Source organism: Rheinheimera sp. ATLC3, assembly GCF_059429535.1.
Genome location: NZ_CM182103.1, coordinates 1,071,300 through 1,083,870, shown reverse-complemented (window position 1 = coordinate 1,083,870; position 12,571 = coordinate 1,071,300). Strand labels below are relative to the sequence as shown.

The following is a 12,571-nucleotide window of genomic DNA, read 5'->3' as shown; positions in this document are numbered from 1 at the left end:
TGACTTGTGGAGAGGATGTGGACAAGCAGTTTCGGATAAAATTAATTGTGCGCCGGGCACCGGTGTTGGCATCCATCAACTGGCTTAAGCAAGCCTGGACTATTTTTGTAAAAGCGCCATTGAACTGGGTGCTGATGTTCATTACCCTGGGTGCTGTAGCCTTACTGGGACAAATCCATCCGTTCACCGCTGTTATTGGTATTTTACTAAATCCGTTTCTCACCGCTGGGGTTTATAAAAGCGTAGTAGCCATACAAAGCCAGCAGACGATGCAATTTATAGGGTTATTTGCGCCGTTAAAGGAAGCCGGCTGTCGCGCCGTGTTTATCCGGCTTGCCGGGCTTAATATGCTGGCGTCTATTCCACTTAGCAGCCTTGCTATGGTGTTGATGCAGCAGCAACAGGACAACAACCTGCAAATGTCGCTGGTATTTCTGTTCGTCACAGGCTTTGTACTGGTATGGATGATATTTGCCTATGCAGTTGCTATTGCCTATTTTCTTAAAGAGCGCCGTTTGTTGGCTATTATGCAAGCGAGCTTCGTTGCGTGCTGGCGTAATATTATCCCGCTAATGGTTTTCCTTCTCTTGAGTCTGGTACTGATAATGCTTACCATGCCTACGTACTTTATCGGGCTGCTTGTCGTTGTGCCGGTGCTAAATATCGCATTCTTTTTATCCTTTAATGAATTTTTTGCGTTGCAAGTCAAAGCTACTGACGACGCAGTGTTGGAAGTATAATTTTGGCGGATATGGCTGAGCTTAAGCGTATGGCATTGAACTGGTTAAGCCGGCGCGATTACAGTGAAAATCAGCTCAGCCTGCGGCTGGGACGCCAGGGCGGTGACCCGGCAGATATCGCCTTGGTTATTGCCTGGTGCAAGCGCGAAAATTATCTGGATCAGAACCGTTTTCTGCAGATGTTGGTGCGCAGCCGGGCCGGTAAAGGTTACGGCCTGAATTACATTGTGCAGGAATGCCGGCAACAGCAGATAGCCAAAGAGCAGGTGGTACAATGTGCCACCAAGCTGGAAATTGACTGGTTTGCCATGGCCAGCCAGCAGTACCAGAAAAAGTACGGACAAAGTGAAGTAACTGATTATAAAGAAAAGCTAAAACGCATGGCATATATGCAGCGCCGTGGTTTTAGCAACGAACAGATTCAAATAGCGATGAATCAAACAGAGTAAAACCGAAGCGGACAGGATTTTTTTCATGACAATGACATCGGCCAGTATCAGGCGTGCCTTTTTAGACTTTTTTGCCAGCAAACAGCACCAAATTGTACCCAGCAGTTCGCTGATCCCGGGTAACGATGCCACATTATTATTCACCAATGCCGGTATGGTGCAGTTCAAAGATGTATTTCTGGGCCAGGATTTGCGCAGCTACAATCGGGCTGTCTCAGCCCAGCGTTGTGTGCGGGCCGGCGGCAAGCATAACGACCTGGAAAATGTCGGCTATACCGCCCGTCACCATACCTTTTTTGAAATGCTGGGCAACTTCAGTTTTGGCGATTATTTCAAACGTGATGCTATTGCCTATGCCTGGGAGTTTCTGACGGTTGTCGTGAAGTTACCGAAAGAAAAGCTCTGGGTGACGGTGTATGAAACCGATGATGAAGCATACGACATCTGGTTAAAAGAAGTCGGCGTACCGGCTGAGCGCATTATCCGTATTGGCGATAACAAAGGCGCGCCCTATGCATCAGACAATTTCTGGGCTATGGGGGATACCGGCCCGTGCGGTCCATGTACCGAAATATTCTATGACCATGGCGAGCATATCTGGGGCGGCCCTCCGGGTTCACCGGAAGAAGACGGTGACCGCTATATCGAGATCTGGAATATCGTCTTCATGCAGTTTAACCGCCATAGCGATGGCAAGATGGAGCCACTGCCGAAGCCCAGCGTCGATACCGGTATGGGGCTGGAGCGGATTGCGGCCATTTTACAGCATGTGCACAGCAACTACGAAATTGACACCTTTGTTGCACTGATCAAAGCTGCCGCGGAAGCGACCGGGGCAACGGATCTGAGTGATAAATCACTGCGCGTGGTAGCAGACCATATCCGTAGCTGTGCTTTCCTGATTGTTGATGGCGTTCAACCCTCAAACGAGGGCCGCGGTTATGTGCTGCGCCGTATTGTGCGCCGGGCAGTGCGTCACGGTAACAAGTTAGGCGCTAAAGGTGCGTTTTTCTACAAACTGGTTGCAGCGCTGGTAGCTCAAATGGGAGACGCTTACCCTGAACTGGCAGAAAAACAGACTGTGGTGGAAAAGATTTTGAAGCTGGAAGAAGAGCAGTTCGGCAAAACGCTGGAACGCGGCTTAGCCATTTTAGAAGAAGCGCTGGCTGGCCTGCAGGGTACCGAGTTGCCTGGCGAGCTGGTCTTTAAGTTATATGATACTTACGGCTTCCCGGTTGACCTGACAAATGATGTGGCACGTGAACGTAATCTGACCATAGACCAGGCTGGCTTTGATGCGGCTATGGCAGAGCAGCGTAAAAGGGCACAACAGGCGTCAAACTTTGGCGCAGATTACAATGCGGCTGTGACATCAGCGCAACAAACAGAGTTTACCGGTTACGAGCATGAATTTGGAAATGCACAGATCGTGGAAATTCTGGTCGAAGGCAAAGCTGTACAGGCGGTGCAGGATGGTCAGCAGGCTATGCTGGTGCTGGATTCTACCCCCTTCTACGCTGAGTCAGGTGGTCAGATGGGGGATACCGGCACGTTGACATTGGCCAGTGGCGCTGTGTTTACCGTGCAAGACACGATAAAGCTGGGTAAGGCTTTTGCACACAAAGGTAGTGTCGCGGGTAGCATAAAAGTTGGCGACAAGGTGGATGCGCAAATTGACAGCGCCCGCCGTGCAGCCATCAAACAGAACCATTCTGCCACCCATTTGCTGCATGCCGCCCTGCGTAAAGTGTTAGGTGAACATGTTACGCAAAAGGGCTCTTTGGTGGGGCCAGAACGCTTGCGCTTTGACTTTAGCCATTTCGAGGCGGTAAAGCCCGACGAGCTGCGCCTTATTGAACAAATGGTTAATGAGCAAATTCAACACAACAATGCGCTGCAAACCCGCTTGATGCCGATTGAGCAGGCGAAAGCTGCCGGCGCAATGGCGCTGTTTGGTGAAAAGTACGACGACGAAGTGCGCGTACTGAGCATGGGCGAGTTTTCAATTGAGCTGTGTGGCGGCACTCACGTAAGCCGCACAGGTGATATTGGCTTGTTCAAGATTGTCTCTGAAGGTGGTATTGCGTCTGGTGTACGACGGATTGAAGCTGTTAGCGGCAGCGGCGCGGTATCTTATGTACAGCAGCTGGAGCAGCAGGCACAAAGTGTAGCCAGTGCGCTAAAAGGCGACCTGTTCAGTATCAGCGAGCGTGTGCAGCAGGCACTGGAGCGCAGCAAGCAGCTGGAGAAAGAAATTGACCAGTTAAAAGCTAAACTGGCCAGTCAGGCAGGTGCTTCGTTATTGGAGCAGGCAGAGAATGTGGCCGGGGCAACAGTGCTGATAACACAACTGCCGGCAACGGAGCCTAAAGCGTTACGCACTATGCTCGATGAACTGAAAAATAAACTGAACTCAGGCGTGATTTTGCTTGCCACAGTAAATGACGACAAAATCAGCCTGATTGCCGGTGTAACGTCCGATCTGACGGGTAAAGTACATGCGGGCCAACTGGTTGGCTGGGCCGCAGAGCAATTAGGCGGTAAAGGCGGTGGCCGGCCGGACATGGCGCAAGCCGGTGGCTCGGATACTGCAGCATTACCAGCGGTGATGGCGGCAGCAAAAAAGCTTGTCGCAGAAAAATTGGGCTAAACTGCTTAAATCTACTATAAAGAAGGGCGCCAGCGCCCTTCTTTACTAATAGAGGAACAGCAGGGTTGACAGATGCTGTCAGGCAGGGAGTTGACCTTACGGGCGTGTGCAAATATCGCGTATTTGCCGACGCAAGCTGGCAGATTGTTACAATATTAGTGTTAAGTCGTCAAAATGCCGTCTGGCAGTGCTAATTATTTAAACGCCTGACTTTTAATCAGCTAAGTAGCTGAGTTATGATACGGCGCTTTAGTGTAGACACCGGTGTGTATCATGCTGGGTAAAAGGAACAAGGAGCAAACGAATGCTAATTCTTACTCGTCGTGTTGGTGAGACACTGATGATTGGTGATGAGGTCACTGTCACCGTATTGGGAGTAAAAGGAAATCAGGTACGTATTGGTGTCAATGCGCCAAAAGAAGTATCTGTTCATCGTGAAGAAATCTACATGCGGATTCAGGCCGAAAAAGGCTCACCTGATTCAACCTATGGTGACGATGAGTAAATTTCGCGTCATCTCTGTGTTTTGCCGATGATTTATGCCGTTTTTGTACGTTTTATGACTTAATTCCGGCGAATTGCTTAAAAGGTCGGCAAACGCGCTTTTCAGTTCCAAAAATTGTTTGACTTATTTTCCTGAGACATTAATATACACGCCGCAACACAGCGCGGAGAAATGGCCGAGTGGCTGAAGGCGCACCCCTGCTAAGGGTGTATAGGGGAAACTCTATCGAGGGTTCGAATCCCTCTTTCTCCGCCATTTTTCAGATGGACGCATAGCTCAGCTGGATAGAGTACTCGGCTACGAACCGAGCGGTCGGAGGTTCGAATCCTCCTGCGTCCGCCATCTGATATGGGCAGCACCGACACAGTGCTTAATAAATAGTGTGCTAAAATCTGTTTCATCCCGGACGCATAGCTCAGCTGGATAGAGTACTCGGCTACGAACCGAGCGGTCGGAGGTTCGAATCCTCCTGCGTCCGCCATATACGAAGAACCCGCTTCAGGTAACACTGCAGCGGGTTTTTTATTGTGCCTGAAAAAGTCATAGAAAAACGCTATGGCGAAACCATAGCGTTGCTATTAAAAAAGGTCTGAAGTCAGAGTATCGTCAAAAGCTCAGCGCGACGCTAAAGCTGACTGTGCGGTCTGCTCCTAGCAAGTAAGCACCTTCCTGGCCACCGCTGATATAAGCTTTATCTGTAATGTTGTTTAGTGTCAGCGCCAGGTCTACGCTGCGGAACATAGCATTGTTGCCCAGATCATGCTGGTAACCAAAGTAAGCATTCCAGATAACGGATGACGGAAGGTTATCACGGTTCCAGACACTCACGTCACCGCTGGTACTGCGTTTGGCTGCGCCGTAGTATTCACCGGTATATTTAGCACTGATACCGGCTCTGTAGTGGCCATCATGGTAATGCAGCGCACTGGCTAGCATTTGTTCTGGTATAGCGGCAACTTTATCTCCGGCGCGATAGCCGTTAATCGTCTCGCTGTACTCTGAGTTATTCAGAGTCAGTGACGAGGTGAAAGACCAGTTTTGCGCAAAGCGCCAATCCAGACTTGCTTCGAAGCCGTCTGACTCAACACCGCCGACGTTGACAAAGGTGCCATCCAGTTCGGTCAGGTAATCCGGCAGGTCATCAATTTCTTCATAAGCCAGAAGGGTGATACGGTTATTAAAATCGACGCTGTAATAGGTAGCCGACAAGTTAAGCGTTTCACCGAAGTAGCGCAGACCCAGTTCATAGTTGTCAGCAGTTTCTGCTTCTAGCTGTGCGAAATCCTGTCCGGCTGTATTTAAAATAGTGTCCGGGATAGCTTTGAAGTTTTCTGAGTAACTGGCAAAGGCTTCCAGCGTATCGGTTAAACGGTATATCAGACCCAGGCTTGGCAGCAGATCAGAATCACTGTCCAGCTTACCATTGTTGCTTACATCAAAATTATCGGTGCGGTTAATATCAATCAGATATTGCTGCAGGCCGAGGTTAAGCTGTAAGTCGCCGAAAGTGATTTGGTCCTGCAGATAGTACTTCACGACATCCTGATCGTAATCATCATCAAACTGTACCCAGTAAGGTGTCTGGTCGAAGTAATGATATACCTTAGGGTCGATGACTTTATGCCAGTCGCGGATTTGGCTGCGTTCTTGCTGCTCCAGCCAAATGCCCGCCCGGATCTGGTGTTGTGCCAATGTCCATTGCAGATTGGCCGTTACGCCGTAACGCTGTTTCTCATAATGGGTATGGCGGTAGGAGGATACGCGCGTCAAATCACTGACATCTGCCGGCGTTTCCAGTACAGGTCTGCCGTTGGCATCGATATAATTATAGGTGATACGCTCAGCGCCGTTACCTTTGCTGATCAGCTGACCATTGCTGTCAACAGCATAAACCTGATATGGCGGCAGCCAGTCACCACGGCCACTTTGCCAGTGCATGTAAGGGGTAATATCAGCTTCCAGCTGTTCGGTGATATCGAATTCAGTTTTTACATACAGCAAGGTATTTTCACGTAGTGTAGACCAAGCCTCAGCAAAGTTCTGATCAATGTCCGGATCGCCGGTCCAGGCACTGGTTAAGCCATCCCAATATGGGTTTTGTCTGAACTGCTCAAGTGAGCGGTAATCATAGTTGTCTTCGTTAGCGTCATCGTAGGATAAACGTGCCGTAATACGAACTTTCTCCAGCTCAGTGATACTTTTCGCTTCCGCATGCAGCCGCTCAGTTGCGCCATTGCTACCGCTGCCAATCCAGCGATTGGCGAAACTGTCGGATAAACTAAAGTAGGCAGTAGTGTGGTCAAACAGCAAGCCGGTATCAAAACGGGCAAAGTAACGTCTGGCGTTGTTGCTACCGCTGCTGTACGCGGCTTTAGCCGCTTTTTCTGCCAAAGGATTATTACTGACAAAATTCAGTGTGCCGCCCAGAGCGTCCAGTGACGCTGATGCGATATCAGCAGACCCCTGGCCAACTTCAACATACTGCGTATTTTCACTATCCAGATACCGATTGGCTTTGCTACCGCCGGCATAGGCTGAGCCGCCGTTGGGAACACCGTCAACAGTAATACCCAGTTGCTGATCTGCCCGGTCAATGACAAAGCCGCGCAGACTGATGGTAGTGGTATAATCATCGCCGCCAAATGCATCGCCCTGGCCAACGTTTACACCCGGTAACGAGTCGACCAAATCCAACACATTACCGATAGCAGGTTGCAGCTGCTTAGTGTTGTTATCTGTGCTGTTGTTAGCGTAGCTGACCCGTTTGCCAACGACTGACAATACTTCAATATCGCTTTCGTTGTTGATGTTCTCGCTGGTATTGCTCTGCTGAGCAAGCAGCGGCGTCGATAGAATACCCGCTATTGCCAATGTGGTTGCTTTAAGCCTGAAGTGACGCACAATTATTCTCCCTAACTTTGATTATATTATCGTTATGGTCGGATGAGCTTCCGACGGCGGCATATTGTGCAGAGCGAGTGTGTAATTAGCGTGACTTCTAGATGTAGTTAATGTGTAAATAATGTTTTGCTTTTATGACTTGACTGGCGGGGTTCATAGCGCTGTCACAACAGGACAGTAGTGTTAGCGGGCTGGTTAGTCTTAATTCAGAGCAGGAGCTGTATGCGATACCTAATCTTTTTACTGGGGATGCTGCTTGGCGGATGCCAGGTAACGCCTAAAGCGACAGAGACACTGGCGCAAGTAGGCCCAAGGCCACTGTATCTGCTATCACAGCTACCGGAAGGAGAGTTGAAGCAGCAGTTGGAAGCTTGCCGTCAACAGCCATTTTACCGCAGTGAGTTTTCGCTGGCACACCGGGGGGCCCCGCTCATGTTTCCCGAGCACAGCCGGGCGTCTTACCAGGCTGCTATTGATATGGGGGCAGGTATCGCTGAATGTGATGTTACTTTCACCGCGGATTTAAAACTGGTTTGCCGGCATGCACAGTGTGATCTGCATCAAACCACTGATATCCTGCTGCGGCCTGAACTGGCAGCAAAATGCAGCACACCTTTTACGCCAGCCGACCCGGCAACAGGCAGCGTAGCAAACGCCCGTTGCTGTACCAGCGATATTACGTCTGACGAGTTTAGCCAGCTGTGCGCGAAAATGGACGGTGTTAACCCGGCGGCGGTGCTGGTTGAAGATTACGTCGCCGGTACTCCCGCATGGCGCAGTGAGCTATACAGTCAGTGCGCAGCGCCATTGACGCACCGGCAGAGTATAGCGTTGTTTAAGCAGCAGGGCGTGAAAATGATCCCAGAGCTGAAACAGCCTGAGGTATCGATGCCATTTCAGCAACAATTCACCTCTGAGCACTATGCACAGCAGTTGGTTGATGAATACAAAGCCGCTGGTGTCGCACCATCTCAGGTTTATCTGCAGTCATTTAACTGGCAGGATATTCTGTACTGGCTTGAACATGAACCAGAATTCGGTCGTCAGGCCGTATGGCTTGACGAGCGCTATGAACAGCCGGAGTTTGATCCGCAGCAGCCTCAGAGTTGGCAACCCTCTATGACAGCACTGAAAGCCGCTGGGTTAAATATTATTGCGCCGCCATTGTGGGTATTATTGCGTGAACAGGACGGAGCTATAGTACCGACTGAGTATGCCAAAGCGGCCAGAGCAGCCGGGCTGAACATCATAGCCTGGAGCCTGGAGCGCTCGGCCCCACTGGCTAAAGGCCCCGACTGGTATTATCAGTCGTTGCCGCTGCTGGCGAGGGATGACGGTGCTATATTACAGGTGTTACATGTGCTGGCACAGGATGTTGGTGTTATCGGCGTGTTCTCTGACTGGCCCGGTACTACCACGTTTTATGCGAATTGTCTGCTGGTGCCTGAATAATATATTGCGCGCCGCCGTCGGCTTTCTTCATCGCTAAGTAGTTGTGATTATGCTATAAATTGTCACCTCAATGCGGTGTTTATACTCAGGCAGGGTTCAGCTTTGTACTGGTAAAACCGCCTAGGGTATAACCACGGATAAGCCAGAACGTGACATCAATCACCAGCGATGCTGCCACTCAAACCGCCGCGGATTTTACGCCTGAGCTGACCTTGTGTCCGCACTGTGATCTGGTGCAGCAGGTGCCACAGTTGGAACCAGGTGAAGAGTCCAGTTGCATTCGCTGCGGCCACCATCTTGATGCGCGCCACCCTGAACCAATAGTCCGACCGGTGCTGTATGCCGGTTCTGCACTCTTTATGCTGCTGTTGGCGAATTTGTTCCCCTTTGTCAGTATGTTTGCTGCCGGTAACAGCAATGAGATGCATTTTTTTGATACCTCGTCGGTGTTGTTCAGCGAGCATCATCAATGGTTGGCGATTCTGATCTGGCTGTTGATCCAGCTGATACCTGCAGTATGCATGAGTGCTATTTTGTACCTGAAGCTTGGTATGCTGTACGCATTACCTGCCAGAACATGGGTTGCCAGGGTGTTGTATATGCTGAAACCCTGGAGCATGGTGGATATTTTTCTGATGGGGCTGATCATCAGTTTTGTGAAACTGGTGGCGGATGCGGATATTTCATTGGGGCCAAGTTTCTGGGCGTTCTGTTTATTTTGTTTGCTGCACCTTAGAGCGTTTCAGGTAATAGATCGACGCGAGCTCTGGTCGAAGATCGCTCCTTGCCCTGCGCCACAGGTAAGGGCGCGTGCCGGCAGACCCGGCATGGCGCAGCAATTAAAACTGTGTAAAGTCTGCACTGCAATGGTGCCGATAGCCCAGACACATTGCAGCCGTTGTCACAGCCGGGTCAGGTTGCGTCAGCGTGGCAGTATCCAGAACACTATCGCATTATTGATTGCTGCGACGCTACTTTATGTCCCTGCCAATCTGCTGCCTATTATGCGAACCGTTTCATTTGGTGAGACCATTGATTCAACTATTATTAGTGGGCTGGTACTGATGTGGCAGGACGGGGCTTACCCGGTCGCGCTTATTATCCTTGTCGCCAGTGTTATTGTGCCGGTAGTGAAAATCGTGGTGATGTTCTGGTTATGTTATTTAACGGCCATTCCACAGCACCGGCGTCAGCGCTATTCCTCACAGATATACCGTTTGGTTGATTGGGTTGGCCGCTGGTCTATGGTCGATGTGCTTGTGGTAGCCATTATGGCAGCGTTGGTAAGGTTTGATTTATTGATGAGTGTGTATCCCGGTGTGGGGGCATTAGTATTTGCTGCTGTGGTAATTCTGACGATGTTGGCAGCACTGAGTTTTGACCCCAGGCTGTTGTGGGATCCACTGACTGAGCAAAAGGGAGTCCGATTTGACGCAACAAACGAGTGCTAAGGTTAACCGGATAAAGCAATGGTCACCGATTTGGGTGGTGCCCATTGCAGCCGTATTGATCGGTATCTGGATGCTGTATAACCATTATCAGCAACAAGGCGCTTTGCTGACGCTGCTGACAGCCGACGCAGAGGGTATTGTTGCCGGCAAGACACAAATTAAAAGCCGCAGTGTTGACGTTGGCCAAGTGGTGTCAGTGGAGCTGAGCCATGACTTAAAACAGGTCATCATTAAAGCCCGGATGAAACCGGCCATTACCGATCTGTTAAACGAAGACTCACGGTTTTGGGTGGTGAAACCCCAGGTGGGGCGTGGCGGGATCACTGGGTTAAATACCTTACTATCTGGTGTATACATTGAGTTGCAACCGGGCGATTCAGACAAGCAGCAGTTACAGCATCAGCTGTTGGATTCGCCGCCAGTGGCCCCTGCTGATGCGCCCGGCATCAGGGTGGTGCTGTCTACCGCTGAAACCGGCGGTCTGGCGGTTGGCGATCCTGTGCTGTACCGTGGCTATGAAGTCGGCACTGTCGAACACAGCGAATTTGACTTGTCACAACGGCGTACGCTTTATCAGTTATATATCCGAGAGCCTTTCGATGTGCTGGTATCTGAGAATGTGCGGTTTTGGCTTAGCAGCGGTTTTTCTGTCGATCTGTCAGCAGAAGGTTTGCAGGTTGATGTAGGTTCGGCCACGACGTTGTTAAGCGGAGGTGTCAGTTTTGACCTGATGCAAGGCTGGCCAGCTGGCGGTGCTGTGGCGGATGGCTCAGAGTTTCAGTTGTTTCCGAATAAACAGAGTATCCAGGACGGTTTGTACAACGAGTTTGTTGAGTACTTACTGTTTTTTGATGAGTCGGTGCGCGGTTTGAAACCGGGCGCTCCGGTCGAGTATCGCGGCGTGCGGGTTGGAACCGTCACCAGTGTGCCATTTTTCTTTTCGATTGATAAACCCTTCGAGGTGTCGTTGCAGCAGGGCATTCCGGTGCTGATCCGCATTGAAGCGGGCCGTTTATATGAAAACCTGACATTAAAACAACTGCGGCAAGAGCTGGACAAAGCGGTGCAACGCGGTATGCATGCAGCGTTAAAAACCGGCAACCTGCTAACCGGGGCGCTTTATATAGATTTAGACGTTAGCGAAGATTCTGCCCCGGATATTGAACAACAGGCACTGCAGGCACAACAATTAGCACTGAGCCAAAGCGCCGGCTATCCGATGCTGCCAACCACCCGCAGCGGGCTGAGTAACATAGAACAAAAGGTGCTGATGGCACTGGATAAAATCAATAATTTACCGGTAGAGCAGCTATTAGTGCAAAGCGAGCAGACGATGCAAAGTACAGATGCATTGATGCAGAACGCTGCCAAAATGGTCGCTCAGCTGGATAAACTCATCGCTAATCCGCAGTTGCAACAGTTACCGGCTCAGCTGCAGCAGAGTTTGCAGGAACTGCAGCGCATGCTTGCAGGCGTTAGCCCCGGGGCCCCGGCATATGAGCGTATGGACAGCAGTTTACAAACGTTAGATCAGGTGCTGCGCGAATTGCAGCCTGTATTACAGACATTAAATCAGCAAAGTAATGCTTTGATATTCGAAGCGGATATTGCTGCAGATCCACAGCCGAAGAGGGCAGAGCAATGAGATGGTTAGCCACAGCGATGATACTTCTGCTAAGCAGCTGCAGCAGTCAGCCACAAACAACCTTTTACCAGTTGCCGCTTACCACTGTAACAGGCAGCGTTAATAGTAACTCAACCCAAACGCTGTATATTGAGCCGGTGCAGGTAGCAAGCTATCTGAATGGTCGCGGGCTGGTTTTACAGGTATCTGATGTAGAGCTGGTGATGGCACGGCAGCATTTATGGGCTGAAGCACTAGATCACCAGCTGCAACGTCAGCTGCGCAGCCGGCTGCAAACGGCACTGCCAGAGTACATGGCGGTTATGCAACCTTCGGCTGATACGATAAAAGTGACTGTGCAGCTGGATCGTTTTCATGGTCAGGAAGACGGTTACGCTATTGCCAGCGGTCGCTTTGTTGTCAGCAGTGTAAATACGACTGAAAGTTTTTCCATCCGGGTACCTCTGGCCGATGATGGCTATCCAGCCCTTGTTAGTGCACTTGCTCAGTGTGTACAGCAGCTTAGCGAGCAAATCGCGCAACAACTTACCAGTGAAAGCTAATTTCATTTTACATCGATAGCTGTGATGTCACTGCTATCGATTTGTGGATGGCTAGACATTTGAGTGTCTTTACGTGTACTGTGTGTAAATTATGCAAATTGTTCGGGTAAATAGTAGTTATCACCGGGTTTTATTTAGCCGGCGGCGATTAACTGCGCATAATGCACAGTCTGCCTGCTGATTTCAGTTTAAGCTGCTATCGTTCAGAGAAGCTGAAGAGTTTATGCCGAACAGTC

Annotated in this window: 9 protein-coding genes and 3 tRNA genes; 11 read left to right on the top strand and 1 reads right to left on the bottom strand. The window is 50.2% G+C overall.

Translation table 11 applies throughout. From position 1 onward, the window contains the following. The first annotated feature begins 17 nt into the window (after positions 1–17). From AC5SV9_RS05130 to AC5SV9_RS05100, 7 genes are all read left to right on the top strand, one after another. Positions 18–740, top strand: a complete 723-nt coding sequence (locus AC5SV9_RS05130; RefSeq protein ID WP_475146865.1) for a DUF2189 domain-containing protein — start codon at positions 18–20, stop codon at positions 738–740. Positions 741–751: 11 nt separating this feature from the next. Then, a complete protein-coding gene (locus tag AC5SV9_RS05125) occupies positions 752–1,189 on the top strand; it encodes a regulatory protein RecX (RefSeq protein ID WP_475146862.1) in 438 nt (145 codons plus the stop codon). A gap of 31 nt (positions 1,190–1,220) precedes the next feature. After that, positions 1,221–3,839 (top strand): alanine--tRNA ligase, encoded by a 2,619-nt coding sequence (gene alaS, locus AC5SV9_RS05120; RefSeq protein ID WP_475148321.1) that lies wholly within the window; start codon positions 1,221–1,223, stop codon positions 3,837–3,839. A 304-nt stretch (positions 3,840–4,143) separates the two neighbouring features. Then, a complete protein-coding gene (csrA, locus tag AC5SV9_RS05115; RefSeq protein ID WP_475146861.1) occupies positions 4,144–4,344 on the top strand; it encodes a carbon storage regulator CsrA in 201 nt (66 codons plus the stop codon). A gap of 165 nt (positions 4,345–4,509) precedes the next feature. After that, positions 4,510–4,599: transfer RNA gene (locus AC5SV9_RS05110), tRNA-Ser, on the top strand. 10 nt (positions 4,600–4,609) lie between these two features. Then, positions 4,610–4,686, top strand: a tRNA-Arg gene (locus AC5SV9_RS05105). Between the two features lie 62 nt (positions 4,687–4,748). After that, positions 4,749–4,825 (top strand) — tRNA-Arg (locus AC5SV9_RS05100). 125 nt (positions 4,826–4,950) lie between these two features. On the opposite strand, the gene AC5SV9_RS05095 is transcribed toward AC5SV9_RS05100, so the two are convergent. Then, positions 4,951–7,245, bottom strand: coding sequence for a TonB-dependent receptor domain-containing protein (locus AC5SV9_RS05095; protein ID WP_475146858.1), 2,295 nt, complete (start codon positions 7,243–7,245; stop codon positions 4,951–4,953). A gap of 222 nt (positions 7,246–7,467) precedes the next feature. On the opposite strand from AC5SV9_RS05095, the gene AC5SV9_RS05090 reads away from it, so the two are divergent. The 4 genes from AC5SV9_RS05090 (at position 7,468) to AC5SV9_RS05075 (ending at position 12,335) form a co-directional block, all read left to right on the top strand. Further along, positions 7,468–8,697 carry a glycerophosphodiester phosphodiesterase family protein gene (locus AC5SV9_RS05090; RefSeq protein ID WP_475146856.1) on the top strand — a complete coding sequence of 410 codons (1,230 nt, stop codon included), beginning with the start codon at positions 7,468–7,470 and terminating at the stop codon, positions 8,695–8,697. A 149-nt stretch (positions 8,698–8,846) separates the two neighbouring features. Continuing rightward, positions 8,847–10,148 carry a PqiA/YebS family transporter subunit gene (locus AC5SV9_RS05085; RefSeq protein ID WP_475146854.1) on the top strand — a complete coding sequence of 434 codons (1,302 nt, stop codon included), beginning with the start codon at positions 8,847–8,849 and terminating at the stop codon, positions 10,146–10,148. Next, positions 10,126–11,793 (top strand): intermembrane transport protein PqiB, encoded by a 1,668-nt coding sequence (gene pqiB, locus AC5SV9_RS05080; RefSeq protein WP_475146852.1) that lies wholly within the window; start codon positions 10,126–10,128, stop codon positions 11,791–11,793. Before AC5SV9_RS05085 ends, pqiB begins: the two co-directional genes overlap by 23 nt. Further along, complete coding sequence (locus tag AC5SV9_RS05075) at positions 11,790–12,335, top strand: PqiC family protein (protein WP_475146850.1); 546 nt, start codon at positions 11,790–11,792, stop codon at positions 12,333–12,335. Before pqiB ends, AC5SV9_RS05075 begins: the two co-directional genes overlap by 4 nt. The last annotated feature ends 236 nt before the right edge of the window (positions 12,336–12,571 follow it).

Coding starts and splice junctions, on each gene's coding strand:
- alaS (WP_475148321.1), top strand. CDS start 1,221: ATGACATCGGCCAGTATCAGGCGTGCCTTTTTAGACTTTTTTGCCAGC.
- AC5SV9_RS05075 (WP_475146850.1), top strand. CDS start 11,790: ATGAGATGGTTAGCCACAGCGATGATACTTCTGCTAAGCAGCTGCAGC.
- AC5SV9_RS05125 (WP_475146862.1), top strand. CDS start 752: ATGGCTGAGCTTAAGCGTATGGCATTGAACTGGTTAAGCCGGCGCGAT.
- csrA (WP_475146861.1), top strand. CDS start 4,144: ATGCTAATTCTTACTCGTCGTGTTGGTGAGACACTGATGATTGGTGAT.
- AC5SV9_RS05090 (WP_475146856.1), top strand. CDS start 7,468: ATGCGATACCTAATCTTTTTACTGGGGATGCTGCTTGGCGGATGCCAG.